21 protein-coding genes are annotated in these 26,027 nt (G+C 72.7%); 14 read left to right on the top strand and 7 right to left on the bottom strand.

Annotation, left to right across the window (positions count from 1 at the left end):
- Position 1: 1 nt before the first annotated feature.
- From ACFYX3_RS09040 to ACFYX3_RS09010, 7 genes are all read left to right on the top strand, one after another.
- Complete coding sequence (locus tag ACFYX3_RS09040) at positions 2-895, top strand: VOC family protein (RefSeq protein ID WP_389010022.1); 894 nt, start codon at positions 2-4, stop codon at positions 893-895.
- Complete coding sequence (locus ACFYX3_RS09035; RefSeq protein WP_116157241.1) at positions 883-1,371, top strand: flavin reductase family protein; 489 nt, start codon at positions 883-885, stop codon at positions 1,369-1,371. Before ACFYX3_RS09040 ends, ACFYX3_RS09035 begins: the two co-directional genes overlap by 13 nt.
- Entirely contained in the window at positions 1,371-2,240 is an 870-nt protein-coding gene (locus ACFYX3_RS09030) for a MaoC/PaaZ C-terminal domain-containing protein (protein WP_389010019.1), read from the top strand. The genes ACFYX3_RS09035 and ACFYX3_RS09030 overlap by 1 nt, the downstream gene beginning before the upstream one ends.
- Positions 2,241-2,338: 98 nt before the next feature.
- A complete protein-coding gene (locus ACFYX3_RS09025) occupies positions 2,339-4,018 on the top strand; it encodes an FAD-dependent oxidoreductase (protein WP_389010016.1) in 1,680 nt (559 codons plus the stop codon).
- Between the two features lie 8 nt (positions 4,019-4,026).
- Positions 4,027-4,797 carry a glucose 1-dehydrogenase gene (locus ACFYX3_RS09020; protein WP_389010013.1) on the top strand — a complete coding sequence of 257 codons (771 nt, stop codon included), beginning with the start codon at positions 4,027-4,029 and terminating at the stop codon, positions 4,795-4,797.
- Positions 4,797-5,561, top strand: coding sequence for a glucose 1-dehydrogenase (locus tag ACFYX3_RS09015; protein WP_389010010.1), 765 nt, complete (start codon positions 4,797-4,799; stop codon positions 5,559-5,561). The genes ACFYX3_RS09020 and ACFYX3_RS09015 overlap by 1 nt, the downstream gene beginning before the upstream one ends.
- On the top strand, positions 5,558-6,472 hold the full coding sequence (locus ACFYX3_RS09010) for an alpha/beta hydrolase (RefSeq protein ID WP_389010007.1): 915 nt from the start codon (positions 5,558-5,560) through the stop codon (positions 6,470-6,472). The genes ACFYX3_RS09015 and ACFYX3_RS09010 overlap by 4 nt, the downstream gene beginning before the upstream one ends.
- A 74-nt stretch (positions 6,473-6,546) precedes the next feature.
- Here the strand turns inward: ACFYX3_RS09010 and ACFYX3_RS09005 are convergent, their stop codons facing one another.
- The 4 genes from ACFYX3_RS09005 to ACFYX3_RS08990 form a co-directional block, all read right to left on the bottom strand.
- Positions 6,547-8,169, bottom strand: a complete 1,623-nt coding sequence (locus ACFYX3_RS09005) for a flavin-containing monooxygenase (RefSeq protein ID WP_389010004.1) — start codon at positions 8,167-8,169, stop codon at positions 6,547-6,549.
- 13 nt (positions 8,170-8,182) lie between these two features.
- Positions 8,183-9,733 carry a FadD3 family acyl-CoA ligase gene (locus ACFYX3_RS09000; RefSeq protein WP_389010001.1) on the bottom strand — a complete coding sequence of 517 codons (1,551 nt, stop codon included), beginning with the start codon at positions 9,731-9,733 and terminating at the stop codon, positions 8,183-8,185.
- Positions 9,734-9,944: 211 nt separating this feature from the next.
- The gene (locus ACFYX3_RS08995) at positions 9,945-10,589 is read right to left on the bottom strand and encodes an L-threonylcarbamoyladenylate synthase (RefSeq protein ID WP_389009998.1); all 645 of its coding nucleotides are present in this window, start codon (positions 10,587-10,589) and stop codon (positions 9,945-9,947) included.
- A gap of 8 nt (positions 10,590-10,597) precedes the next feature.
- A complete protein-coding gene (locus tag ACFYX3_RS08990) occupies positions 10,598-11,218 on the bottom strand; it encodes a carbonic anhydrase (protein ID WP_376594867.1) in 621 nt (206 codons plus the stop codon).
- A gap of 216 nt (positions 11,219-11,434) precedes the next feature.
- Here ACFYX3_RS08990 and ACFYX3_RS08985 point away from each other — a divergent pair, with 216 nt between their 5' ends.
- The 3 genes from ACFYX3_RS08985 (at position 11,435) to ACFYX3_RS08975 (ending at position 15,505) form a co-directional block, all read left to right on the top strand.
- On the top strand, positions 11,435-12,415 hold the full coding sequence (locus ACFYX3_RS08985) for a LysR family transcriptional regulator (RefSeq protein ID WP_389009995.1): 981 nt from the start codon (positions 11,435-11,437) through the stop codon (positions 12,413-12,415).
- A gap of 187 nt (positions 12,416-12,602) precedes the next feature.
- Positions 12,603-14,204 (top strand): M4 family metallopeptidase, encoded by a 1,602-nt coding sequence (locus tag ACFYX3_RS08980; RefSeq protein WP_389009992.1) that lies wholly within the window; start codon positions 12,603-12,605, stop codon positions 14,202-14,204.
- A 134-nt stretch (positions 14,205-14,338) separates the two neighbouring features.
- Positions 14,339-15,505 carry an esterase-like activity of phytase family protein gene (locus ACFYX3_RS08975; protein ID WP_389009990.1) on the top strand — a complete coding sequence of 389 codons (1,167 nt, stop codon included), beginning with the start codon at positions 14,339-14,341 and terminating at the stop codon, positions 15,503-15,505.
- 103 nt (positions 15,506-15,608) lie between these two features.
- Here the strand turns inward: ACFYX3_RS08975 and ACFYX3_RS08970 are convergent, their stop codons facing one another.
- Positions 15,609-17,273, bottom strand: a complete 1,665-nt coding sequence (locus ACFYX3_RS08970; RefSeq protein ID WP_389009987.1) for a SpoIIE family protein phosphatase — start codon at positions 17,271-17,273, stop codon at positions 15,609-15,611.
- A gap of 313 nt (positions 17,274-17,586) precedes the next feature.
- On the opposite strand from ACFYX3_RS08970, the gene ACFYX3_RS08965 reads away from it, so the two are divergent.
- Together ACFYX3_RS08965 and ACFYX3_RS08960 are read left to right on the top strand one after the other, a co-directional pair.
- The gene (locus tag ACFYX3_RS08965; RefSeq protein ID WP_389009984.1) at positions 17,587-18,003 is read left to right on the top strand and encodes a DUF6153 family protein; all 417 of its coding nucleotides are present in this window, start codon (positions 17,587-17,589) and stop codon (positions 18,001-18,003) included.
- Positions 18,004-18,078: 75 nt separating this feature from the next.
- On the top strand, positions 18,079-19,659 hold the full coding sequence (locus ACFYX3_RS08960; protein ID WP_389009981.1) for a multicopper oxidase family protein: 1,581 nt from the start codon (positions 18,079-18,081) through the stop codon (positions 19,657-19,659).
- 45 nt (positions 19,660-19,704) lie between these two features.
- Here the strand turns inward: ACFYX3_RS08960 and ACFYX3_RS08955 are convergent, their stop codons facing one another.
- Positions 19,705-23,079: a pyruvate carboxylase gene (locus ACFYX3_RS08955; protein WP_389009978.1), complete on the bottom strand. Its 3,375-nt coding sequence runs from the start codon at positions 23,077-23,079 to the stop codon at positions 19,705-19,707.
- A gap of 87 nt (positions 23,080-23,166) precedes the next feature.
- Positions 23,167-23,655, bottom strand: a complete 489-nt coding sequence (locus ACFYX3_RS08950; RefSeq protein WP_359517975.1) for an Lrp/AsnC family transcriptional regulator — start codon at positions 23,653-23,655, stop codon at positions 23,167-23,169.
- A 158-nt stretch (positions 23,656-23,813) separates the two neighbouring features.
- On the opposite strand from ACFYX3_RS08950, the gene ACFYX3_RS08945 reads away from it, so the two are divergent.
- Positions 23,814-24,872, top strand: a complete 1,059-nt coding sequence (locus tag ACFYX3_RS08945) for a DMT family transporter (protein ID WP_389009974.1) — start codon at positions 23,814-23,816, stop codon at positions 24,870-24,872.
- A complete protein-coding gene (locus tag ACFYX3_RS08940; RefSeq protein ID WP_389009970.1) occupies positions 24,865-26,025 on the top strand; it encodes an aromatic amino acid transaminase in 1,161 nt (386 codons plus the stop codon). Before ACFYX3_RS08945 ends, ACFYX3_RS08940 begins: the two co-directional genes overlap by 8 nt.
- Positions 26,026-26,027: the final 2 nt, after the last annotated feature.

Here is a 26,027-nt window from a genome sequence, read left to right as displayed (position 1 = left end):
CATGGACATCCGCGCTCTCGGCTACCTCCGCCTGGAGACCACCACCCTGGACGAATGGCGCCGCTACGCGCTCGACGTCCTCGGCATGGTGGAGGCATCCGGCACCACCGAGGACACCCTCTGCCTCCGCCTGGACGACCGCGCCTACCGCATCGTCATCCAGGCAGGCGAGAGCGACCGGCTCCTCGCCGCCGGCTGGGAGGTGGCGAACGCCGCCGCCCTCGCCCGCGTCGCCGAGGAACTGGAGGAGGCCGGCGTCGCCGTCAAGGCCGCCGACCCCGCCGAACTCACCGAGCGCCGCGTCCAGGGCCTCATCCACGTGACCGACCCGGGCGGCAACCCGCTGGAGATCTACTGGGGCCAGGCGCAGGACCACACCGCGCTCGGCACCCCGTACGGCAACCGCTTCGTCACCGGAGACCTCGGCCTCGGCCACGTCGTGCTCCCCGTGCCGGACATCGAGGCCGCCCTCGACTTCTACGAGAACCTGCTCGGCTTCCAGCTGCGCGACTCCATGAAGCTGCCGCCGCAGGCCGTCCCGACCGCCACCGAGCAGCGGGACTTCCACTGGATGCACTTCCTCAGCCCCAACCGCCGCCACCACAGCCTCGGGCTCTACCCCGGCGCGCTGCCCCCCGGCATCGTGCACTTCATGGTGGAGCTGGAGACCCTCGACGACGTGGGCCGCGGCCTCGACCGCATGCACGCCGCCGGCATCCCCATCGCGTCCAGCCTCGGCCGCCACACCAACGACCGCATGGTGTCCTTCTACGCCCAGGCCCCCGGCGGCTTCCAGGTCGAGTACGGCTGGGACGGCCTCGTCGTCGACCCCGCCACCTGGGTCGCGAAGGAGATCACCGCCGACAGCTTCTGGGGCCACCAGTGGAACGGCTGATCCCGCCCTCCGAGTTCCGCGACGTGCTCGGCCGGTTCGCCAGCGGCATCACGGTCGTCGCCACGCTCGACGCCGACGCCGTGGAGCCCGTCGGCTTCGCCTGCCAGTCCTTCGCCTCGCTCTCCCTCGACCCCCCGCTGGTCATGCTGGCCGTCGGCAAGAACTCCACCAGCTGGCCGAGGATCGAGCGCGCGGGCCGCTTCTGCGTCAACATCCTCGCCGAGGACCAGCGGGACACCTGTGCCGCGCTCGGCCGCAGCGGCCCCGACAAGTTCGCCGGGGTGCCCTGGAGCACCGGCGAGCACGGCACCGTACGCATCGACGGAGCCCTGGCCCACGTGGAGTGCGAGCTGGACGCCGTCTACGAGGCCGGCGACCACCACCTGGTCACCGCGCAGGTGGTGGCGCTCGACGCCGGCGAGGACGGCCGGCCGCTGCTCTTCTTCCGCAGCCGTTACGCCGTGGGCGCGTTCTGATGCCGATCGACGTGGAGAAGGCGACCTCGGCGCCGCCGGTGCGCACCGAGGCCGGATGGGACGAGCGCGACGTACGGCTCTACCACCTGGCCCTCGGCGCCGGCGTCCCCGAGACCGACCCGCGCGAACTGCGTTACACGTACGAAGGACACGAGCGGGGCCTCCAGGTCCTGCCCACCTTCGGAGTCGTCGCCGGCGGCACCGGCGGTGTCGGCTTCCAGGTCTTCGACCTGCCGGGCGTCGACATCGACCTGGCGAACGTGCTCCACGGCGGCCAGGAGATCACGGTCCACCGCCCGCTGCCCACCGCCGCCCGGGCGACCGCGGCCACCCGGGTCGCGGCCGTCCACGACAAGGGCAAGGCCGCCGTCATCGTCCAGGAGTCCACCCTCACCGGCGAGGACGGCGAGCCGCTGATCACCCAGCGCAACCAGATCTTCGTCCACGGCGAGGGCGGCTTCGGCGGCGACCGAGGCCCCTCCGAACGCCTCCCCGCGCCCGACCGGGAACCCGACCTGGTGGCCGAGATCCCGACGCTCCGTCAGCAGGCGCTGCTCTACCGGCTCACCGGCGACTGGAACCCGCTGCACGCGGACCCCGCCACCGCCCGGCGCGCCGGCCACGACCGCCCCATCCTGCACGGGCTCTGCACCTTCGGGATGGCGGTCAAGGCCGTCACCGACCGGCTGCTCGACGGCGACGCGAGCGCGGTCGCCGGCTGCCGTACGCGCTTCGCCGGAGTCTTCTTCCCCGGCGAGACCCTGAGGCTGCGCGTCTGGGACACCCCCGACGGCTACCGGCTCACGGCCACCGCCGCGAACCGCGGGGACGCACCGGTCCTCACCGACGCGCGGATCACCGCCCGCTGAACCGACGCGCGGCTCACCGCGCGCGACGACCCGGCGGCCGGGGCGGAGGACGGCCCGCCCCGGCCGCCGACCCACCCGAGACAACCAGGGAGAACGCGATGAACGACCAGTGGGACCACACGTACGACGTGGTGGTCGTCGGCTCCGGCGCCGCCGGCATGGCCGCGGCCATCACCGCCCGGCTGCGCGGACTCACCGCCCTGGTGCTGGAGAAGACCGACGTCTACGGCGGCTCGACCGCCCTGTCCGGCGGCGCGATCTGGGTCCCGGACAACTTCCACCTGGACGAAGCCGGGCTCGGCGACACCCCCGAGAAGGCCCGCGCCTACCTGGACGCCACGGTCGGCGACCGGGTCCCCGCCGAGCGCAAGGACGCCTACGTCGCCCACGGGCCGCGGATGGTACGGGAGTTCCACGACCGCACGGCCGTGAGGTTCGTCTACACCCCCGGCTACTCCGACTACTACCCCGAGCGGCTCGGCGGCTACCCGCAGGGCCGCTCGATTGAACCGCGAATTTTCGACTTCAAAAAGCTTTGCCCCGAGCAGCGCGCCACCATGCGCCGCGCCGGCCTGCCCACGTACGGCCTCACCATCACCTCCAAGGACTTCCGGCAGCTGAACATGGTGGGACGCACCTGGTCCGGCCGCCGCACCGCCGTCAAGGTCGGCGCCCAGGCGGTCAAGGCCCGGCTCTCCGGCCAGGAGCTGCTCTCCCTCGGCGAGGCGCTGATCGCCCGCATGCGGCACTCCCTCGACGCCCTCGGCGCCGACCTGTGGCTCTCCGCCCCGCTGACCGGACTCGTCGAGGAGGACGGCAGGGTCACCGGCGTCCGGATCACCCGGAACGGCCGCGAGCTCACCGTCCGCGCGACCGGCGGCGTCGTCCTCGCCTCCGGAGGCTTCTCCCATGACCAGAAGCTCCGCGAGAAGTACCTGCCGGGGCCCACCTCCACCGAGTGGAGCTCCGCGTCCGACGGCCAGACCGGCGACGCCCTGGAGCCGGCCATGGCCCTCGGCGCCGCGACCGACCTGATGGACCGGGTCTGGGGCGCGCCGTCGGTGGTGCCTCCCGAGGGCAAGCCGTTCTTCCTCGTCGCCGACCGCGGCATCCCCTGCATGGTGATCGTCGACGCGGCAGGGGAACGCTACGCCAACGAGGCAGCCCCTTACCACGAGTTCGTCGACGCCATGTACGCGAACGACAAGCCCGGGGCGACCACCGTCCCCTCCTGGCTGATCCTCGACGCCACCGCCAAGTCCCGCTACATCTTCATGGGCCTCTTCCCGGGCCAGTCCTTCCCGAAGCCGTGGCTGGAGAGCGGCTTCGTCAAGAAGGCCCCGACCGTCGAGGACCTCGCCGCCCTGATCGACGTCGCACCGGAGCGGCTGCGCGCCACCGTCGACCGCTTCAACGGCTTCGCCCGCGCCGGCCGGGACGAGGACTTCCACCGCGGCGACAGCGTCTACGACCGCTACTACGGCGACCCGACGCTCCCCAACCCCAACCTGGCGCCGCTGGAGAAGGGCCCGTACTTCGCGATCCCCGTCCACCCCGGTGACATCGGCACCAAGGGCGGCCTGGTCACGGACGCCACCGCCCGCGTCCTGCGGGAGGACGGCACACCCATCGACGGCCTGTACGCCTCCGGCAACGTGTCGTCCGCCGTCATGGGCGAGACCTACCCGGGACCCGGCGCGACCATCGGCCCCGCGATGACCTTCAGCTGGCTCGCGGCCGGCCACATCGCCCGTACGCGCTCCGCCGAGGCGCGGTGACCGGCCCGATGACGGACCTGCGCGGCAGGACGGTGATCATCACCGGCGGGGCGCGGGGGATCGGCGCGGAGGCCGGCCGGGCCGCCGTCGAGTCCGGCGCCCGCGTCCTCCTCACCGACCTCCGGGAGGAGGAGGGACGGGCCGCGGCGGAGCGGCTCGGCACGCACGCCCGGTTCGTCCGCCACGACGTCACCTCGGAGGACGACTGGCGCGAGGTCGTCGACCTCGCCGTCGCCACCTTCGGCCGGCTGGACGGCCTGGTCAACAACGCCGGCATCTCCGGCGGTTCGCACCTCCTGGAGGAGCAGACGGCCGAGGCGTTCCGACGCGTCGTCGACGTCGACCTCACCGGTGTCTTCCTCGGCATGCGCGCCGTGATCCCCGCGATGCGGAAGAGCGGCGGCGGCTCGATCGTCAACATCTCCTCCGCCGCCGGCCTCATGGGCCTGGCCAGGACCGCCGGCTACGGCGCGGCCAAGTGGGGCGTGCGCGGGCTCACCAAGCTCGGCGCGGTGGAGCTCGGCGCCGACCGGATCCGCGTCAACTCCGTGCACCCCGGCATGATCCACACCCCGATGACCGCCCACGTGGGCATCGAGCGCGGCGAGGGAAAGTACCCGAACACACCGATGGGCCGGGTCGGCGAGCCCCAGGAGATCGCGCGGGCGGTCGCCTTCCTGCTCTCGGACGCCGCCTCGTACGTCACCGGCGCCGAACTGGCCGTCGACGGCGGCTGGACGACCGGCCCGGCCCTCCGACCGATCGAGGAGAACCCCTGATGCCCGTCGATCTCACCGGAAAGGTCGCACTGATCACCGGCGCGGCCCGCGGCATGGGCGAGGCCGAGGCCCGCCTCTTCGCCGCCCTCGGCGCGCAGGTCGTCCTCACCGACGTCCTGGAACCGGAAGGAGAGGCGGCGGCCGCCTCCCTCGGCGCCGCCGCCCGCTTCGTACGCCACGACGTGACCGACGACGAGTCCTGGGCGACCGCCGTGGCCGCCGCCGTGGACGCCTTCGGCCGGCTCGACGTCCTCGTCAACAACGCCGCCGTCTACTCCACCTCGCCCATCACCGAGGAGGACCCGGCCCGCCTGGAGGCCATCCTCCGCGTCAACCTGATCGGCCCGTTCCTCGGCGTCCGCGCCGTCGCCGGCGCGATGCGGGCGGGCGGCGGCGGTTCCATCGTGAACATCTCCTCGCAGGCCGGCCTCCAGGGCATCTGGGGGCACGGCGCGTACGGAGCGGCGAAATGGGGGCTCCGCGGCCTCACCCGGACCGCCGCCCTCGAACTCGGACCGGACGGCATCCGGGTCAACTCCGTCCACCCGGGAGCCATCGCCACCGCCATGACCGCCCACCTCGGCACCAAGGAGCATCCGGGCGCCCCGCTCGGACGGGTCGGGGAGCCCGAGGAGGTCGCGCACCTCGTCGCCTTCCTCGCCTCCGACGACTCCTCCTACCTGTCCGGCGCCGAACTCGCCGTGGACGGCGGCGCGTCGGCGGGCCGCATGCCGCTCCTCACCCCGAACGGAGCCGACACGTGAACCGACCCGACCCCGACGTCCAGGCGGTCATCGACCTGGCCACCGCCGGCTTTCCCCCGCTGGCGACGGAGATGACCGACATCACCGAGGTGCGCGCCTTCTTCGCCGCCCGCCCCGGGCCGGCCGTCCCACCACCGCCCGTCGCCCGCGTCACGGACGAGGACGCCGACGGCGTGCCCGTCCGCGTCTACGACCCGGGTGTCCACGAGACCGCCCCCGTGATCGTGTTCTGTCACGGGGGCGGCTTCGTCCTCTGCGACCTCGACAGCCACGACGGCTTCTGCCGCTTCCTCGCCCTGGCCACGGAGGCGGTCGTCGTCTCCGTCGACTACCGCCGCGCCCCCGAACACCCCTTCCCCGCCGCCCCCGAGGACGCCTACACGGCCCTGTTGTGGGCGGCGGCGACGTACCCGGGCCGGCGGATCGCCGTCGCCGGGGACAGTGCGGGCGCCAACCTCGCCACCGTCCTCACCCTGCTCTCCCGCGACCGCGGCGGCCCCGGGATCACCTGCCAGGCGCTCTACTACCCGATGCTCGACCCCACCCGCTCCCGCCCCTCCCACCGGGAGAACGCCCAGGGCTACTTCCTCACCGCCGACCACCTGCGCTGGTACTGGGACGGCTATCTGCAGGCCCCGGCGCACCGCACCAGCCCCTACGCGGCCCCGCTGGCGGGCGCCGACCTGTCCGGGCTTCCGCCGGCCCAGGTCGTCACCGCCGGCTTCGACCCGCTGCGGGACGACGGCCTGGCGTACGCGGAGGCCCTCACCGCCGCGGGCGTCCCCGTGACCGCCCACCACCACGCCGGGATGTTCCACGGCTTCCTCTCCATGGCGGGCGCCCTGCCCGCGGCGAACGAGGCCCGCGAGACCGCCTTCGCCGCCCTGCGCGAGGCCCTCGCCCGGGACTGACCGGCGCGTACGCGGACGACCGCCCCCCACCCGGTCGGGTGGGGGGCGGTGCGCCTTCCCGGGGCGCAGGCGTGTCAGGGGCCTATCAGCGCGAACCCCTTGTAGCCCGAGGCAGCGACGTCCGCGATGATCTCCCCGTACACCCCGAAGCCGCCGATGAACGGCATGAACACCCGCGGCTTCCCGGGGATGTTGGCCCCCAGGTACCAGGAGTTCGCCGCCGGGAACAGCGTGGCGGCCGCCCGGTCGCGGCACTGCGCGACCCATCCCTCGACGGCCTCCTCGCTGGCCTCGATCGCCCGGTAGCCGTGCTCGTCCAGATGGCGCAGGCAGTCGGCGAGCCAGTCGCCGTGCTGCTCGGCGCAGAGCACGACGTTCGCCATGACCGACGGGCTGCCGGCGCCGGTGAGGTTGAACAGGTTCGGGAAGCCGTCGACGCCCAGGCCCAGATAGGTGCGGGGACCCCCGCTCCAGACGTCCTTCAGCCTCCGGCCGCCCCGCCCCCGGACGTCCACCCGGTCGACCGCCCCGGTCATCGCGTCGAAACCGGTCGCGAACACGATCGCGTCGAGCTCCACCCGGCTGCCGTCGGCCAGCACGATCCCGGTGGCGTCGATCCGCTCGATCGCGTTCTCCCGCAGGCTCACGAGCGTCACGTCGTCGCGGTTGAACGTCTCGTAGTAGTGCGAGTCGGTGACGATCCGCTTCGTGCCGATCGGATGGTCCGTGGGCACGAGCAGGTCGGCGACGGCCGGGTCGTCGATGAGCGCGCGGACCTTCTCCTCCCAGAACGCGCGGGACGCCTCGTTCGCCGCCGGATCGGTGAGCTGGTCGGGAAAGGTCTTGGAGTACAGCACGCCGCCCAGCTCCCACCGCTCCTCGAACGCGGCCCGCCGCTCCTCGGGGGACACGTCGAACGTCGCCGACGGGTGCGCCGCGTGCGGCGAGCCGCCGCCGCTGAGCCGCGAGAGACGCCGCCGCTCGGCGTAGCCGGCCTTCTGCCGACGGCGGGTCTCCTCGTCGAGCGGCGCGTTGCCCGCGGGGATGCTGAAGTTGGCGCTGCGCTGGAAGACCGTGAGGTGCGCCGCCTGCTCGGCGATCAGGGGGACGGCCTGGATGCCGGAGGACCCGGTGCCGATCACCCCGACCCGCAGCCCGTCGAAGTCCACGCCCTCGTGCGGCCAGGCACCCGTGTGGTACGTGGCGCCGGCGAACTCCCCGACGCCCGGGATGTCCGGTACGTGCGTACTGGAGAGGCAGCCGACGGCGAACACGCAGTACCGGGCCGACACCACCTCGCCGCCGTCCGTGCGGACCGTCCAGCGCAGCGTCTCCTCGTCCAGCTCGGCGGAGAGCACCGAGGTGCCGAAGCTGTAGCTGCGGCGCAGGTCGAAGCGGTCGGCCACATGCCGCAGATAGCGGACGATCTCCGGCTGCGTCGCGTACTTCTCGCTCCAGTCCCACTCCTGCTGGAGCTCCTCGTCGAAGGAGTACGAGTAGTCCACGGACTCCACGTCGCAGCGGGCGCCCGGGTAGCGGTTCCAGTACCAGACGCCGCCCACGTCGTCCCCGCGCTCGAAGCCGCGCACGCTGTGGCCGAGACCGCGCAGCCTGTGCACCGCGTAGAGGCCGGTGACGCCCGCCCCGACGACGACCACGTCGACGACGTCGGGGGACTCGGTGTTGCTGTCGTTCACGTTCGTACTCTCCTCATCGAATGGTGATGGTGTTCCCCGCCGACCGCCGCAGCGCCTTCTTGTCGACCTTGCCCGCCGCGTTGTGCGGCAGCGCCGGCACCGGGCGGAAGGCGCGCGGCACCTTGAAGTTCGCCAGTCGCTCACGCGTGTACGAGGTCAGCTCGGCCGCGTCGATGACGGCCCCGTCCTCCGGCACGCAGTACGCGACGCCGACCTCCCCGAGCCGCGCGTCCGGCGCGCCGACGACCGCCGCGTCCCGGACGGCCGGGTGGCCGCGCAGCACCTGCTCCACCTCCGCCGGGTACACGTTGAACCCGCCCACGACGAACATGTCCTTCAGCCGGTCGGTGATCCGCAGGAACCCGCGTTCGTCGAGCACCCCGACGTCCCCCGTGTGCAGCCAGCCGTCGGCGTCGACGGCCCGGGCGGTGGCCTCGGGGTCGTCGAGGTAGCCGTGCATCACGTGGTAGCCGCGGGTGAGGATCTCGCCCGGCTCCCCGGGCGGGGCGTCGATGCGCAGCTCCGTCCCCTCCAGGGCCGTCCCCGAGGTGCGGGCCAGGGTCTCCGGGGACTCGTGCGGCGGGCAGATCGCGACCACGCCCGTCGACTCGGTCAGGCCGTACGCGGTGTTGACGCTCCGCGCGCCGAGGCACGTCCTGATCTGCTCGATCAGCGTGGTGGGGATGTTCGCCGCGCCCGTGACCGCCATGCGCATCGAGCTCAGGTCGTACGCCTCCCGCTCGGGGTGGTGGATGAGCGAGGTGAAGACGGTCGGAGCGCCGGTCAGGACGGAGATGCGCTCGTCGCGTATCCGGCCGAGCACGGCGTCGGCGTCGAAGACCTGCTCGGGGACGATCGTCGCCCCGTGCAGCAGACAGGCGAGGACGCCGGCCTTGTAGCCGAAGGTGTGGAAGAACGGGTTGACGAGCAGGTACCGGTCGCCGCGCCGGAGGGTGACCGTGCGGGCCCAGGCGTCGTACACGCGCAGGTTCTGGCCGTGGGCGGTGGGCACGCCCTTCGGGCGGCCGGTGGTGCCGGAGGTGAAGAGGATGTCTGCGGTGTCGGCCGGGCTCACGGCGGCGGTACGGGCGAGCCGCTGCTCCCCGGTCACCCCTTCCGCACCCGACAGGAACTGTGACCAGTCCGCCGAGTGCAGGGCCACCGTCCGCTCCAGGAGCGGGAGTTCCTCCCCCGAGTCCGCGAGCAGCGCCCGGTAGTCCGTACCGAGGAAGTCGTGCTCGGTGAAGAGCAGCCGGGTGCGCGAGCGGCGCAGGATGTCGGCGGCCTCGGCGGCCTTGTAGCGGGTGTTCACCGGGACGAGGACCCCGCCGGCCGCCACCGCGCCGAGCGCGGCCACCACCCAGCGCGCGCTGTTGGGCGCCCACACGGCGACCGGGTCGCCCGGGCGCACCCCTTGGGCGATCACCGCGCGTGCCGCCCGGTCCACCCGGTCGCGGAGCTCCGCGAACGTCCAGCGCTCCTCGCCGAAGACGAGGGCCTCCTCATCCCCGTAGCGCTCCGCGGCCCAGTCCGCGAGTCGGGCGATGGTCTGCGCGCCCCTCATGATCTGTCACGTCCTCCCTGCTGCACCGCCCTCCCCCGGGCGGGGCGCGGGCGGTGGAACCACAGCGGGTCGGAGCCTGGCAGGGGGAGGCGCCCCGGCGCAGGGGGCGGTTCCCGCTCACCGGGAAGGTGACGGGACTTCTTCCCGACGAAACGACGGCGCCGCCGCCCCCGGGAGGAGGGGACGGCGGCGCCGGTGACGGGGAAGACGGTCAGGGCACGATCAGCCCGGGGACGACCTTCGCAAGCTCCGCTGCGGACAGCACACCCTCCCGTACGAGGACCGGGGTGTCGCCGGACAGGTCGACGATCGAGGAGGACACCGGACCCGCGGTCCTGCCCCCGTCGAGGTACACGGCCACGGAGTCGCCCAGCATCCCGAAGGCCGCGTCGCAGTCCTCCGGCGACGGCCGGTCGGTGAGGTTCGCGCTGGAGACGGCCATCGGGCCGGCCTCGGCCAGCAGGTCGAGCGCCAGGGGGTGATCGGGCATCCGCACGGCCACCGTCCCGCCTGTCTCGCCGAGGTCCCAGGAGAGCGAGGGCCGGTGGCGGAGCACCAGGGTCAGACCGCCCGGCCAGAACGCCCCGATCAGGTCCTCGGCGGTCCGCGGAAGGTCCCCGACCAGCTCGTCGAGCGCGTCCTTCGAGCCGACGAGCACGGGGGAGGGCTTGTGACGGCCCCGTCCCTTCGCGGCGAGCAGACCGGCGACGGCCCGGGGATCGAAGGCGTCGGCGCCGATCCCGTAGACGGTGTCCGTCGGGAGGACGACGAGACGCCCCTGTCCGAGGGCGGCCACCGCCGCGTCGAGGCCGGCCCGGCGGGCCGAGGGGTCCGAGCAGTCGAAACGCCGTGCCATGGGGTCGCTCACTCCGCGCTCTCGACGCCGTGGGACGTCACGAGGCGGGCATTGCCCTCGGCGAGCTGGTAGGCGAGTCCCACGACCGCCACCTCGCCCGTCCGCACCTGCTCCGACAGGACCCGGGAACGGTCCATGAGCAGCTGCACGGTGTGCCTTATGTGCTCGTCGATGATGTCGGCGTCCTCGGTCAGACCGGCGGCGCGGGCGGCCAGGACGCTCGGCGTCACCCGCTCCACCACGTCCCGTACGAATCCGGCCGCCGGCAGTCCGTCCTCCACCGCGGTGCGGGCCGCCGCGACGGCACCGCACGAGTCGTGTCCCAGGACGACGACGAGGCGGCAGCCGAGCATGCTCGTGGCGTACTCGACACTGCCCAGGACCTCGGCCCCCAGGACGTGCCCGGCGGTCCTCACCACGAAGAGGTCGCCGAGCCCCTGGTCGAAGATGATCTCCGCCGCGAGCCGCGAGTCGGAGCACCCGAGGATGACCGCGAACGGCTCCTGCCCGGGTGCGAGCTGCGCGCGGCGGGCGGCGTCCTGGTTGGGGTGGTTCGGCTGACCGGCGACGAAACGCCGGTTGCCGGCGAGCATCGCGTCGAGCGCGACCGAGGGAGAGGTGCGAGGCATGGCACCTACTCTAACGAGCCGCTCCCGACCGGACCCAGCCCGGCCCCGGGCGCGCGGTGCCGCTGCAAAGCCTGGCATGGGCACGTAGATTTTGCCCTCCCGTGGTTGCCGCCCCGACAGGCCCGTCAGAGGCTTGGTGACCATGCCCCCGGGGCAGCTGGTACTGCTGGTCACGGGGGGTGCGCAAGGGCCCTCCGCCCTGAGCGGGGAATGTACATGCACCTCGAGTTCCGGCACCTCCGTGTCCTGCTCACCGTCGCCGAGGCCGGCAGCATCCGCAAAGCCGCCGCGCGCCTCCAGCTCTCCCAGCCCGCCACGAGCGCTCAACTGAAGCGGATAGAGCAGGAACTGGGCGGCCCCCTCTTCACCCGCAGCGCCGACGGGGTGAAACCGAACGAGAACGGCCAGTACGTCCTGCGCTGCGCACGTGACCTCGTGGTCGGCTTCGACCGGCTGCGCGAGCACGCGCGATCGGCCGCCGAGACGGACCGGGGGACCACCGCGCCGCTGCGGGCGGGCGGCACCGCCGGCCCCCTGGTGTCGCTGCTCGTATCCGCCCTTTTCGAACTCGTCCCGGAGAACCGGGTCACCATCGACGCGCGCCGTTCCGTGCACACCCTGGTGAAGGCTCTGAGCCAGTCGAAATGCGACATCGCGGTCTTCGGTGAGTTCCCGGGCTTCCCGCTCTCCGTCGGCGAGTCGGTCGCGACGCGCACGCTGCTGCGCGAACCGGTCTTCGTCCTGCTCGCCGAGGACCATCCGCTGGCGCGCCAGGAACGGGTCTTCCTGCGAGACCTCCACGGCGAGGAGTGGGTCATGCCGGAGGCCGACGAGAGCGGGGTGCACGCCTATCTCCACCTCACCTGCCAGTCGGCGGGGTTCACCCCGCGCATCGCGCACGTGACGCCGGACCTGTCCGTGGCGCAGCTCCTGGTCGCCGGGCGGCGCGCCGTCTGCGGGGTGTGGCCGAGCGCCGACGTGCCCGCCCAGGGCACCGTGCAGCGGCCGCTCGTGGACGTCCCGTTCCACCGGCGGCTGCAGCTGGCCTGGAACACGGAGTCCGTCCCGCCCGAGCTCGCCGACGCGGTGGGCGGGCGTCTCCTCGCGGAGTACCTGTCGCTCGTACGGCAGCGGCCGCAGTACCTCGCCTGGTGGGAGGACGGCGGCGCCGAGTTCGCGCTCGGCGCGGACGGCTGACGGGTCCCGCGGGGCGGGCCCGGGGGCTGCGGCCCGGCGGCCGGGCAGGCCGCAGCACGGCACCCCCTATAGCTCCGCAGCTATATCCCATATGGGATCACGTCAGGAACATGTCACCTGGTGAACACTTCGCGTCAACGTCCAAGGACGTCGTCACCCCCCACGACGAGCGAAGGAACACCCCGTCATGTCCCGTCCTCTGCTGGCCCTCTCCACGATGGTCGCCGCCGCCGTCATCACCACGGGCACGCTCGCCGCACCGGCGTACTCGCAGCCCGACGCCGCCCAGCGCGTCACCTCCGTCCGCGACACGGCGATAGCCCGGGCCGAGGCCAACGTGACCCGCCACGCCGACACCTTCGGCTTCGGGGCCGGCCAGGCGCTCCAGGTCAAGGACGTCGTCATCGACGCCGACGGCACCCAGCACGTCCGCTTCGACCGGACCTACCGCGGCCTCCCCGTCGTCGGCGGCGACTTCGTCGTCCACCAGAAGGCCGACGGTTCGCTCAAGGGCTCCACCCACGCCAAGGCCCACAAGGTCGCGCTCGGCTCCGTCACCCCGGCGGTCGACGCCAAGGGCGCCTCGGCCGGTGCGCTGAACCGCTCGAACGGCCTCGTGCGCAGCGCCAGGTCCACCCCCGAGCTGGTCGTGTGGGCCGCCGACGGCACCCCCCGCCTCGCCTGGCGCACCACCGTCCAGGGCCTCGGCGACAAGGGCCAGCCGCACGGCGAGGTCTTCGTCACCGACGCCACCACCGGCGCCGCGATCGAGAACTACGACACCGAGCGCGAGTCGACCGGCACCGGCCACTCCGAGTACACCGGTGACATCACCCTCGACACCACCCAGCAGGCCAACGGCACCTTCGCCCTGATCGACCCGGTCCGCGGCCACATCACCAAGGACGCGCACAACGTCTCGTCCTCGTCCCTGAACAGCTCCTCCGGCACGCTGTACACGGACGCCGACAACGTCTGGGGCGACGGGAAGAAGTTCTCCACCGACCGCGCCACCGCCGCCGTCGACGCGCACGCCAACACGGCGAAGACCTTCGACTACTACAAGAGCACCTTCGGCCGCAACGGCATCAAGAACGACGGCCGCGGCGCCACCGTCTTCGTCCACGTCGGCACCAACTGGGACAACGCCCAGTGGTCGGACGCCTGCTTCTGCATGATGACCGGCGACGGCGACGGCACCACCGACCCCGAGCAGGTCGACCTCGACACCATGGGCCACGAGATGACCCACGGCGTCACCTCGGCCACCGCCAACCTGCGCTACAGCGGCGAGTCCGGCGGCCTGAACGAGGCCACCAGCGACATCCTCGGCACGATGGTCGAGTGGTACGCCAACAACCCGATCGACACCCCCGACTACCTCTTCAGCGACCAGTCCACCCCGCCGTGGCTGCGCCGCTTCGACAAGCCCTCCCTGGACGGCCGCTCCGCCGACTACTGGTCGAAGTCCGTCGGCAGGCTCGACGTGCACAACTCCTCGGGCGTCGGCAACCACTGGTTCTACCTCGCCAGCGAGGGCAGCGGCACCAAGACGATCAACGGCGTCACGTACAACAGCCCGACGTACAACGGCTCCACCGTCACCGGCATCGGCAACCAGAAGGCCTCCGCCATCTGGTACCGGGCGCTGACCGTCTACATGACCTCCACCACGGACTACAAGGGCGCCCGCACCGCGACCCTGAACGCGGCGAAGGACCTGTACGGCGCGACCAGCCCCGAGTACGCCACGGTGGCCGCGGCCTGGACCGGGGTCAACGTCCTCTGACGTATCATCACATGATGTGATCCGATGACCAGTTCGGGCCCCGCCGTCACGGCGGGGCCCGTCGGTCTCGTGTCGCCAGGAATACCCGGATGGGTGACTGCGGCGCGGGGGCGGACGACGGCAAGATCAACTGCATGAGTTCATCCCTGACGCGCCGGGCGCTCGCCGCGGCCCTGCTCCTGACCTCGACGCTGGCCCCCGCCGTGGCCGTCGCCGCCCAGCCGGGCGGACACGACCACCGGCCGGTGCGGGCCGCGCAGGCCCGTCTGCTCGGCGAGAAGATCGTCCCCCACAAGCTCGACTTCCAGGGCACCACCGTCGGCGGCCTCTCCGGCGTCGACCGCGACCGCTGCACCGGCGAGTACGTGTTCATCAGCGACGACCGCTCGTACATCCAGCCCGCCCGCTTCTACACCGCCAAGCTGGATGTCGACGCGAACGGCGTGCACGCCGTCGACTTCACCGGTACCCACCCCTTCCTCCAGCCTGACGGCTCGGTCTACCCCGCGCCGACGGTCGGCGACGGCAAGGCCGTCGACCCGGAGGAGATCCGCGTCGACCCGCGCTCCTGCGACTACTGGTGGGCGCAGGAGGGCGACCGGCCCAAGACGGTCGGCCCGCCGGTGATCCAGCCGTCCATCCAGTTCGCCGGCCCCACCGGCGCCCACCTCGGGCAGCTGCCGCTGCCGTCGAACTACGAGATCACGATGGAGGAGCGCGGGCCGCGCCGGAACCAGGCGATCGAGGCGATCACCTTCGGCGACCGGGGCCGCGTGCTGACCAGCGCCGTCGAGGGGCCGCTGCTCCAGGACGGCCCGGAGCCCGACGTGGACCACGGCGCGCTCGTCCGCGTGACGAAGCAGACGCGCGACGGCAAGGTCCTCGGGCAGTTCGCGTACCCCCTCGAGAAGATCTTCGCCGTGAACGACCCGAACAGCCCCTGGGGCCCGGACACCGGCGTCCCGTCGATCCTCGCCTTCCCCGACGACCCGAACCGCTACCTCGTCCTCGAGCGCACCTGGGTCGCCGGCGCCGGCTACAAGATCCGCCTCTTCGACGCCACCACGCGCGGTGCGACCGACGTGCAGGCGAGGGAATCCCTCGCGGGGCAGCCGGTCGTGGCGATGCGCAAGACGCTCGTCGCGGACTTCGACACCCTGGGCCTCTCCACCGTCGACAACACCGAAGGCATGACGTGGGGCCCGAGGCTGCCGTCGGGCGAGCGGTCGCTGATCCTCGTCAGCGACGACAACTTCGCCGAGGACGCGGTCACCCAGATCGTCGCCCTCGCCGTGCGCTGACCCCTGTCCGAGCGTCACCAGGGCGTAGGTGCCGAACGGTCCGCCCTCGGGGGTGAACGACCGGGAGCGGGCCCCGGGCATCCGCCCGGGGCCCGCTCCCGCCTCAGGACGGCATGTTCTGTTCGGCCCAGACCACCTTGCCGGTGACGGTGCGACAGGAACCCCATCTGCGGCACAGCATGTTGATGAGCTGAAGCCCCCGGCCGCCCTCGTCGCTGAGGTCCGCGTGCTGGATCTGCGGCAGGTCGGGGCCCGTGTCCGAGACCTCCACGACGAGCCGCTCCCCGCGCAGCAACCGCAGCTCGCCCGGGCCGTTCCCGTAGCGCAGCGCGTTGCCGACCAGCTCGGAGACGACGAGCTCGGAGACGTCGGCCAGCTCCTCGAGATCCCACACGGCGAGCTGGTCGGTGACGAGGCCCCGGGCCACCGAGGCGGCCCGCCCGTCCTGCGGCAGCCGCCACACCCGCAGATCGCCGGCCGGCAGCGGGGCGTCCGCCGTCACCAGGAGCACCGCCTCGTCGAAGCGGGCGGCGGCGGCCGAAGCGCACTCCACGAGACCGCCCTGCTCCAGCGCCTCGGGAGCGAGGCCCAGCGCCGCAGACCGCAGCCGGTCCAGCTGGGCGTCGACGTCCTCCTCGCGCGACTTCACCAAGCCGTCCGTGTACATGACGAGATGGGCGCCGTCCGGGACGCGCAGCCGCAGCGGGTCGTACGGGATCACTCCCGCCCCCAGCGGCGCGCCGGTCGGCACCGGGACGTACGAGGCGCCGCCCTGCCCGTCGAGGAGCAGGGGCGGCAGATGCCCGGCGCTCGCCAGCGTGTAGCTGGAGTCGGCGGGGTCGTACACGGCGCAGAGGCAGGTGGCGACCTGTTCGTCCTCCAGGTCGCGGGTGGCCAGGTCGAGCCGCGCCAGGATCCGCTCGGGGGCCGTGTCCAGGGTCATCAGGGTGCGGGCGACGGTCCGCAGCCGCCCCATGGTGGCGGCGGCCGGCAGCCCGTGCCCCATCACGTCGCCCACCATGAGCGCCGTCCGCCCGCCCGGCAGCGCCATCACGTCGTACCAGTCGCCGCCCACGCCGTGATGCGCGGCCGCGGGCGCGTACTCGGCGTGGACCAGCAGGCCCGGCGTCGCCGGAGTCACCCGCGGCAGCAGGCTGCGCTGCAACTGGACGACGTGCTCGCGCTCGCGCCCGTACAGCCGGGCGTTGTCGATGAAGACGGCCGCCTTGGAGGCGAGCTGCTCCGCCAGGGCCAGGTCGGTGGAGGAGAACGGCGGTGTGCCCGGGGCGCGCACGAAGTCGGCGCTGCCGAGGAGCAGCCCACGGGCGATGAGGGGGACGGCCAGATAGCTGTGCACACCGGCGGCGCGCATCTTCTCCGCCGCGCTGGCGGTCGGCGCGACGCGGATGAAGTCCTCGTCGCGCATGCGGCTCAGCAGGACCGGTTTGCGCTGCCGGAGGCAGTACCGGTGGAGCAGGGTCTCGTGCGGCTTCTCGGCATGGACGAAGGTCTCGCCCACCGGTGTGGGCTCCAGGGAGGTGAGTTCCTCGATGGCGCAGAGCGCCGTGGCCCGCATGGCGGGGATGCCCGATTCCGTCCACCGGGAGCCCTCGTCGCCCCGCAGGACGCTCTCCAGGATGTCCACGGCCGCCCCGTCGGCGAAGCGGGGCACGGTGAACTCGGCGAGCTCCTGCGCGGTGCGCTCCAGGTCCAGGGTCGTGCCGATCCTGGTGGTGGCGGAATTCAGCCATGCGAGTCGGCTGCGCATGGTGAACCTGTCCGGTGGCAGAACGCCTCTGCCTCTTCGGAAGCGGGCGTTCTCCCTGGTCGAGCGGCTTCCCGCCGGGTCCTGCCCGGCCGAGCCGCGGCCGGGCAGGCGCCGTCCGCCGCTGCCGCCGTTCACTCTTTCGGCCCCCAAGCAGGACTCGACGCCATTTCGTGCCCAGTGTGCACCGTAAACCCCATCCGTGCCTCCTGTTGTCAGGCACCTTCTTGATCGGGCCGGATCGGGCTTCATACCCCCACCCCGTATCATCGGCTGCGTCCGACCCGTCGGCGTCGCACCGAGGAAGGAGACCGACGTGGCAGCACGCCCGAAGACAGCCTGGATGAGCCGGTGCCTGCTCTCCGTCGCGCTGCTCTTCGGCATCGTGCTCATGCACGCCCTCGGCCACCCCGGCGAGCACGCCACCACCGACAGCCGCGTCTCCCACGCCGACCACGTCATGGCGGCCGCATCGGCGGAGCACCGGGCCGCCGCTCCGACACCTCACTCGACGCACCCCGCACCCGCCCACGGCGCCGGAGCCGCCGCCGTCTGCCTGGCCGTGCTCGGCGCCGGCATCGGGGTGGCTCTGCTGGCCCGCGCCCTCGGACGGCGCACGCCCGGTCGCGACCTGCCGCCGCCGACGGCGCGGCTCGCGTACGCGCTCCGCGCGATCCCGCCGCCCGCCCCACCCGGCTCCCTCCTGACACGCCTGTCCCTGTTGCGCATATAGGCGGGCTCGGCCGCTCCTCACCGCGAGCGGAGAACCGCCCCCCCTGCAACGACCACGTCTCGAGGTTCCTCAGCCATGAACCGACCCACCCGTCGTACCGTCCTCGGCGCCGGCCTCGCCGTCGCCGGCACCGGCCTGCTGACCGCCTGCTCCGGCTCGATGAGCGGCATGGACCATTCCACGAGCGGCACCGGCACCACGCCGGCCGCCGGCTACATCACCCCCGACAGCAAGGAGATCGGGGCGACCGAGGCGCTGCGCAAGCCCGGCCCCGAGCGGAAGGTGAAGCTCACCGCCGTCGAGACCCCGCTCGACCTCGGCGGCGGGCGCACCGTCCGCACCTGGGCGTACGGGGACGAGCTCCCCGGCAAGGAGGTGCGGGTCACCGCCGGTGACACCCTCGCGCTCACCCTGGCCAACCACCTCCCCGAGGCCACGAGCGTCCACTGGCACGGACTCGCGCTGCGCAACGACATGGACGGGGTGCCCGGCCTGACCCAGCGTGACGTCAAGGCCGGCGGCTCCTTCGAGTACCGCTTCGCCGTCTCCCACCCCGGCACGTACTGGTTCCACCCGCACTCCGGAGTCCAGCAGGACCGCGGCCTGTACGCGCCGCTGATCGTCGAGGACCCCAGGGAGCCGCTGAAGTACGACAAGGAGTGGGTGATCGTCCTCGACGACTGGGTCGACGGCGTCGACGGCTCCACCCCGGACGCGGTCCTCGCCGAGCTCGGCGAGGGCATGGGAGGCATGGACCACGGCGGCATGGAGGGGCACGACATGTCCAACATGTCGATGAGCACCCCGAAGCCGTCGGCTTCCAGCCCTTCCCGCATGCTCATGGGCGCAAGCAGCGATCTCCTCGGCGGTGACGCGGGCGACGTCGCTTACCCGTACTACCTGGTCAACGGCCGTACGCCGCAGAACCCGCAGACCTTCACCGCCAGGCCCGGCGACCGGATCCGGCTCCGGATCATCAACGCCGGCGGCGACACCGCCTTCCGGATCGCTCTCGGCGGGCACCGGCTCACCGTCACCCACACCGACGGCTTCCCGGTCGAGCACGCGCAGGCGGACGCGGTGCTGCTCGGGATGGGCGAGCGCGTCGACGCCCTGGTCACCGTCGGAAGCGGCGCCTTCCCGCTCACCGCCCTCGCCGAGGGCAAGGGCCGCACCGCCCTCGCCGTCCTTCGCACCGGCGGCGGAGCCGCGCCCGGCTCCTCCGCGCGTCCGAAGGAGCTGGACGGCAGGGTCGTGCACGGTGGCCGGCTCAAGGCGGCGGAATCGGTGCGCCTGGAGCCGGGCAGGCCCGACCGCACCATCGAGTTCAACCTGACCGGCTCGATGATGAAGTACGACTGGGCCATCAACGGCAAGAAGTACGACCCCGCGCAGCGCTACCCCGTGCGCTCGGGCGAGCGCGTCCGCCTGGCGTTCGTGAACGACACGACGATGTGGCACCCCATGCATCTGCACGGGCACACCTACGCGCACGCGGACGGCGGGGCGCGCAAGGACACCTCGATCGTGCTGCCGGGGAAGCGGATCGAGGTCGACTTCGACGCCGACAACCCGGGCCTGTGGATGATCCACTGCCACAACGTCTACCACGCCGAGTCCGGGATGATGACCGTCCTCGGCTACCTGAAGCAGTAGGCCCCGGCCGGGACACCTCGCTCGGTGTCCCGGCCGTTTCCCGGACTACCGGATCTCGACGAGGAGGTCGCCGCCCTCCACCTGCTGGATCCTGGTGATGGCCAGGCGGGACACCCGGCCGCCCTTCGGGGCGGTGATCGAGGCCTCCATCTTCATCGCCTCGATCGTGGCCACCGTCGCGCCGGCCTCGACCTCGTCGCCCTCGGCGACGGCCAGCGTGACCACGCCGGCGAACGGCGCGGCGACATGGCCCGGGTCGGACCTGTCGGCCTTCTCGGTCACCGGGAGGTCTGCGGCCGCCGCGTTGTCGCGGACCTGGATCGGCCGCAGTTGGCCGTTCAGGGTGGACAGGACCGTGCGCATGCCGCGTTCATCGGCCTCGCCGACGGCCTCCAGCTCGATGAGCAGCCGCACGCCGGGCCCGAAGTCGACGCTGTACTCCTTTCCGGGGCGCAGCCCGTAGAAGAAGTCCTTGCTGTCGAGCACGCTGGTGTCGCCGTACGCCTGCCGGTGTGCCTCGTACGCCTTCGTCGGGCCGGGGAAGAGCAGGCGGTTGAGCGTGGCGCGCCGGTCCTCGGCCAGGCCGGTGCGGTCCTCCGCGGTCAGCTCCGGCGTCGGCTTGGGGCCGGCGCGGCCTTCGAGGGCCTTGCTGCGGAACGGCTCGGGCCAGCCGCCGGGCGGGGTGCCCAGCTCTCCGTGGAGGAAGCCGACGACGGAGTCGGGGATGTCGTAGCGGTTCGGCGCCGCCTCGAAGTCCTCGGGCGCCACCCCGGCGCCGACGAGGTGCAGCGCGAGGTCGCCCACCACCTTCGACGAGGGCGTGACCTTCACCAGACGGCCCAGCATCCGGTCCGCGGCGGCGTAGGTCGACTCGACGTCCTCGAAGCGGTCGCCCAGGCCGAGCGCGACGGCCTGGGTGCGCAGGTTGGAGAGCTGCCCCCCGGGGATCTCGTGGTGGTAGACGCGGCCGGTCGGCGAGTCCAGGCCCGCCTCGAAGGGGGCGTAGATCTTGCGGACGCTCTCCCAGTACGGCTCCAGGTCGCCGACCGCCTGGAGGTCGAGGCCGGTCGGACGTTCGGAGTGGTCGGTGGCGGCGACGATCGCCGACAGCGAGGGCTGCGAGGTGGTGCCGGCCATGGAGGCCACCGCGCCGTCCACGGCGTCCGCGCCGGCCTGGATCGCCGCGAGGTACGTGGCGAGCTGGCCGCCCGCGGTGTCGTGGGTGTGGAGGTGCACCGGCAGTTCGAACTCGCGGCGCAGCGCGGAGACGAGCCGGGCCGCGGCGGGGGCGCGCAGCAGACCGGCCATGTCCTTGACCGCGAGGACGTGCGCGCCGGCGTCGACGATCTTCTCGGCGAGCCGCAGGTAGTAGTCCAGGGTGTAGAGCTTCTCCGCCGGGTCGGAGAGGTCGGACGTGTAGCAGAGCGCGACCTCGGCGACCGCCGTGCCCGTCTCCCGTACGGCCTCGATGGCGGGCCGCATCTGGTCGACGTCGTTGAGCGCGTCGAAGATCCGGAAGATGTCGATGCCGGTGGCGGCGGCCTCCTGCACGAAGGCGTCGGTCACCTCCGTCGGGTACGGGGTGTACCCCACGGTGTTGCGGCCGCGCAGGAGCATCTGGAGGCAGATGTTCGGCACGGCCTCGCGCAGCGCGGCGAGGCGTTCCCAGGGGTCCTCGGCGAGGAAGCGCAGCGCGACGTCGTAGGTGGCGCCGCCCCAGCACTCCAGGGAGAGCAGCTGCGGCAGGGTGTGCGCCACCGCCGGGGCGACGGCGAGCAGGTCCTTCGTGCGGACCCGGGTGGCGAGGAGGGACTGGTGGGCGTCGCGGAAGGTGGTGTCGGTGACGCCGAGGGTCGGCGACTCGCGCAGGCTCCGCGCGAAGCCCTCCGGGCCGAGCGCGGTGAGGCGCTGCCTGGAGCCGGCCGGCGGCTCTCCGGCCGGCAGCCGGGGGAGCTTGGTCGCCGGGGCGATCAGCTCGGGGCGGGGGCCGTGCGGCTTGTTCACGGTGACGTCGGCCAGGTAGGTGAGCAGCTTCGTGCCCCGGTCGGCCGAGTGGCGGGCGGTGAGCAGGTGCGGCCGCTGCTCGATGAAGGCCGTCGTGACCCGCCCGGCCTGGAAGTCCGGGTCGTCGAGCACGGCCTGCAGGAAGGGGATGTTCGTGGACACGCCCCGGATGCGGAACTCGGCCACCGCGCGCCGGGCCCGGTCGACGGCGGTCTTGAAGTCCCGTCCCCGGCAGGTCAGTTTGACCAGCATCGAGTCGAAGTGGGCGCTGACCTCCGTACCGGCATGGGTGGTTCCGCCGTCGAGCCGGATGCCGGAGCCGCCCGGCGAGCGGTAGGCGCTGATCATGCCGGTGTCCGGGCGGAAGCCGTTGGCCGGGTCCTCGGTGGTGATCCGGCACTGCAGGGCGGCGCCGCGCAGGACGACGGACTCCTGGGAGAGCCCGAGGTCGGCGAGGGTCTCCCCGGCGGCGATGCGCAGCTGCGACTGCACCAGGTCGATGTCGGTGACCTCCTCGGTCACCGTGTGCTCGACCTGGATGCGCGGGTTCATCTCGATGAAGACGTGGTTGCCGTCGGGGTCGAGGAGGAACTCCACCGTGCCCGCGTTGCGGTAGCCGATCCGGCGGGCGAACTTCACCGCGTCGTCGCAGATCCGCTGCCGTACCGCCGGGTCGAGGTTCGGGGCGGGTGCGAGTTCGATCACCTTCTGGTGGCGGCGCTGGAGCGAGCAGTCCCGCTCGAACAGGTGGATGACGTCGCCCCGGCCGTCGGCGAGGATCTGCACCTCGATGTGGCGCGGGTCGACGACGGCCTTCTCCAGGAACACGGTGGCGTCGCCGAACGCGGACTCGGCCTCGCGGGCCGCCGCCTCGATGGACTCCCGCAGCGTCGCCGGGTCCTCGACCCGGCGCATGCCGCGGCCGCCGCCGCCGGCGACGGCCTTCACGAACACCGGGAAGCCGATGGCCTCGGCGGCCGCCACGAGTTCGTCCACATCGGTCGAGGGCGCCGAGGAGCCGAGCACGGGCACGCCCGCCTCGCGGGCGGCGGCCACCGCACGCGCCTTGTTGCCGGTCAGCTCCAGGGTCTGCGCGGACGGGCCCACGAACGTGATGCCCGCCTCCTCGCAGGCGCGCGCCAGTTCCGGGTTCTCGGACAGGAATCCGTAGCCCGGGTAGACGGCGTCGGCACCGGCAAGGCGGGCCGCCCGGATGACCTCCTCCACCGACAGATAGGCCCGCACCGGATGACCGGGCTCACCGATCTCGTAGGCCTCGTCGGCCTTCAGCCGGTGCAGTGAATTGCGGTCCTCGTGGGGGAAGACGGCGACCGTCCGCGCCCCCAGCTCATAGCCGGCGCGGAACGCGCGAATCGCGATCTCGCCGCGGTTGGCCACCAGCACCTTGCGGAACATTCTGATCCCTTCACCGTGCCCGGCTCGTCGCGGCAACGCTACGGGCTGAGTCGCCGCCTGCTGAAGATCCGGCGCCCGTGACATGGATCATCGTGCCTCGGCCGGCCGCTTCGACGGGACCCCCGGCCGCGGGAAGACCTTCGACTGCTTGACGCTGCCGAAGGCGAAGCTCGACTCGATCGACGCGATGCCCGGGATGGCGTGGATCCGCGTGCGGACGAGGGCCTCGTACGCCTCCAGGCTCTCGATCACGACCCTCAGCAGGTAGTCGCTGCTGCCCGCCATCAGATAGCAGTCCTGGATGTGGTCGATGAGGCCGACGTGCTGCTCGAACACGTTCACCGCCTCGGCCGTGTGGCGCTCCAGGCGGATCCGTACGAAGACGGTGATCGGCAGACCGAAGGCGACCTGGTCGACGGTGGCCGTGTAACCGCCGATCAGCCCCGACTCCTCCAGGCGGCGCACCCGGCGCAGACAGGGGGACGGGGACAGTCTGATCCGGTCGGCGAGGTCCTGGTTCGAGAGGCGGCCGTCGCTCTGCAGCTCGTGGATGATCTGGAAGTCCACGGCGTCCATCGGTTCTCCTTGGCAGATCTTGGCAGATTCTGCCTCCACGCTATGTCTGGAGGGCAGAACTGGCAATCATCTGCCCCGGCCCAAGCTCTACGGTTGCTTACCGGGGCGAAGCCGGACATCGGCTCCGCCCGAACGGCTTCGAGTGGGAGGTACGGCCGGTGGCCGCGACGCAATCGGTGGGGGCGGGAACGGGGGAGGGGCGCGAGACGCGCACTCCGCCCGAGGGGTACGAGGGGAAGCCCCGTGCCGGCCGGTTCGGCGGGCTCTCCCCGCAGGCCGTGGGCATGCTCGCACTGCTGCTCACCGTGGCCGTCTGGGCCGCCTTCGCGCTCAGCGCCCGTGCTCTGAGCAGTTCCACGCTGCTGCCCGCCGACGCGGCGCTGCTGCGCTTCGGCGTGCCGCTCGTGATCCTGGCCCCCGCCCTGTGGCGGCGCAGGCACCGGCTGGCCGCCGTCAGGTTCGCCCCCGCGGCCAAGATCATCTGTGGCGCCGGGGTCCCGTTCTTCCTCGCCGCCATGTACGGCGGCTCGCTGACCTCGGCCGCGTTCGTCGGGGCCATCGTGCCCGGCATGGTCCCGCTGTTCGTCTCCGCCCTCATGGTCGCCGGCGGGAAGAGCGCCCCGCGCGGCACCCAGGCGGCCGGCCTCGCCCTCATCGTGGCCGGCGTCGTGGCCCTGGTCTGGCGCTACACCGCGGCCTTCGACTCGGACGTCCTGCTCGGCACGGGCACGCTGCTCGTCGCCAGCGGCCTGTGGGCCCTCTACACCGTCGGCCTGCGGGAGGTGGACCTCGACCCGATCGGGTCCATCGGACTGCTCTGCCTGCCCTCCTTCGCCGTCATCGCGCTGCTGGTCCTGACCGGCGTCCTGCCCACCGGCATCGCCCACGCGGCCGGCGGCGACATCGCGCTCTTCCTCGTCGTCCAGGGCCTGGGCGTCGGCCTGTGCGCGGGCCTCATGTACGCGTTCGCCATCCGCCGCCTCGGCCCCGAGCGCAGCTCCGTCGTCGGCAGCCTCAGCCCGGTCGCCGTCGTCCTCCTCGCCATGCCCCTCCTCGACGAGAAGCCGACCCTGCCGGTCGTCGTCGGCGTCCCCCTCATCACCCTCGGCGTCGCCCTCGCCAACCGACGCCCCCGAACCGTCGCGTCCGCCGACGGCTCCCTCTCCGGAACCCCCGCCGACCGACCCGCCCGAACCAAGGTCTCCGCCGATGCTTGAGCTCCTCCCCGCCCCGCCCGCCGACCCGCTGTGGGACCTGACGGCCGAGTACGCCGCCGACCCGCGCCCCGAGCGCCTCAACCTCGTCCTCGGCGTCTACCGCGACCACACCGGCGTCACCCCCGTCATGGCGGCCGTCAAGGAGGCCGAGATACGCCTGGCGGAACGCTCCGGCTCCAAGGAGTACCTCGGCCTGTCGGGCAACACCGCCTTCAACCGCGCGATGCTCACCACCGTCCTCGGCACCGAAGCCCTCACCGCACGGGCGACCGCCGTCCAGACCGTGGCCGGCACCGGCGCCCTGCGCCTCCTCGCCGACCTCGTACGGCAGACGCGCCCCGGCACGACGGTGTGGATCAGCGACCCCGCGTACGTCAACCACCGCCCCATCCTCGAAGGCGCGGGCCTCACCGTCCGCACGTTCCGCTGGCTCGACCCCGAGGGGATGCTGGACGACCTCCGCGCGGCGGGCCCCGGCGACGTCGTGCTGCTCCAGGGCTGCTGCCACAACCCCACCGGAGCGGACCCCACCGCCGAGACCTGGGAGGAGCTCGCCGCGCTCGCCGCGACGAACGGCTGGGTCCCCTTCGTCGACCTCGCCTACCACGGCCTCGGCGACGGCCTCGAAGCCGACCTCGCCCCCACGCGGATGCTGGCCGAGCGGCTCCCCGAGGTGCTGATCGCCGTCAGCTGCTCCAAGAACTTCGGCCTCTACAGCGACCGCACCGGCTGCGCCATCGTCCTCGGTTCCTCGGCCCGCGCGCTCCGGCACGTCGAGACCGCGCTCCAGAACGCCGCCCGCACCCTGTACTCCATGCCGCCCGACCACGGCGCCGCCGTCGTCGCCACCGTCCTGGAGGACGAGCGCCTCAGGGCCCTCTGGCTCGCCGAACTCGACGTCATGCGCCGGCGCATCACCGCCAACCGGACGGACCTCGTCGCCCACCTGGGCGCCCTCGGCCACGAGGAGCAGGCGAGCGCCCTCGCCCGGCAGAAGGGCATGTTCTCGATGCTGCCCCTCACCCCCGAGGGCATGCGCCGGATGCGCCACCGGTCCGGCATCTACGGCACGACCGCGGGCCGCATCAACATCGCGGGCGTCCCCGCGCACCGGATCCCGTACCTGGCCGGAGGCATCGCCGACGCCCTCTGACG

Source organism: Streptomyces sp. NPDC002463 (genome assembly GCF_042889835.1).
GTDB classification, from domain to species: Bacteria; Actinomycetota; Actinomycetes; order Streptomycetales; family Streptomycetaceae; genus Streptomyces; species Streptomyces nymphaeiformis.
The sequence above is the reverse complement of the archived record's forward strand: the minus strand, read 5'-3'. Positions and strand labels throughout refer to the sequence as shown.

Coding starts and splice junctions, on each gene's coding strand:
- ACFYX3_RS08970 (WP_389009987.1), bottom strand. CDS start 17,273: ATGCGCAGCCGACTCGCATGGCTGAATTCCGCCACCACCAGGATCGGC.
- ACFYX3_RS08975 (WP_389009990.1), top strand. CDS start 14,339: ATGAGTTCATCCCTGACGCGCCGGGCGCTCGCCGCGGCCCTGCTCCTG.
- ACFYX3_RS08995 (WP_389009998.1), bottom strand. CDS start 10,589: ATGGCACGGCGTTTCGACTGCTCGGACCCCTCGGCCCGCCGGGCCGGC.
- ACFYX3_RS09015 (WP_389010010.1), top strand. CDS start 4,797: ATGCCCGTCGATCTCACCGGAAAGGTCGCACTGATCACCGGCGCGGCC.
- ACFYX3_RS08990 (WP_376594867.1), bottom strand. CDS start 11,218: ATGCCTCGCACCTCTCCCTCGGTCGCGCTCGACGCGATGCTCGCCGGC.
- ACFYX3_RS08950 (WP_359517975.1), bottom strand. CDS start 23,655: ATGGACGCCGTGGACTTCCAGATCATCCACGAGCTGCAGAGCGACGGC.
- ACFYX3_RS09040 (WP_389010022.1), top strand. CDS start 2: ATGGACATCCGCGCTCTCGGCTACCTCCGCCTGGAGACCACCACCCTG.
- ACFYX3_RS08980 (WP_389009992.1), top strand. CDS start 12,603: ATGTCCCGTCCTCTGCTGGCCCTCTCCACGATGGTCGCCGCCGCCGTC.
- ACFYX3_RS08985 (WP_389009995.1), top strand. CDS start 11,435: ATGCACCTCGAGTTCCGGCACCTCCGTGTCCTGCTCACCGTCGCCGAG.
- ACFYX3_RS08940 (WP_389009970.1), top strand. CDS start 24,865: ATGCTTGAGCTCCTCCCCGCCCCGCCCGCCGACCCGCTGTGGGACCTG.
- ACFYX3_RS08960 (WP_389009981.1), top strand. CDS start 18,079: ATGAACCGACCCACCCGTCGTACCGTCCTCGGCGCCGGCCTCGCCGTC.
- ACFYX3_RS09020 (WP_389010013.1), top strand. CDS start 4,027: ATGACGGACCTGCGCGGCAGGACGGTGATCATCACCGGCGGGGCGCGG.
- ACFYX3_RS09025 (WP_389010016.1), top strand. CDS start 2,339: ATGAACGACCAGTGGGACCACACGTACGACGTGGTGGTCGTCGGCTCC.
- ACFYX3_RS08955 (WP_389009978.1), bottom strand. CDS start 23,079: ATGTTCCGCAAGGTGCTGGTGGCCAACCGCGGCGAGATCGCGATTCGC.
- ACFYX3_RS09030 (WP_389010019.1), top strand. CDS start 1,371: ATGCCGATCGACGTGGAGAAGGCGACCTCGGCGCCGCCGGTGCGCACC.
- ACFYX3_RS09000 (WP_389010001.1), bottom strand. CDS start 9,733: ATGAGGGGCGCGCAGACCATCGCCCGACTCGCGGACTGGGCCGCGGAG.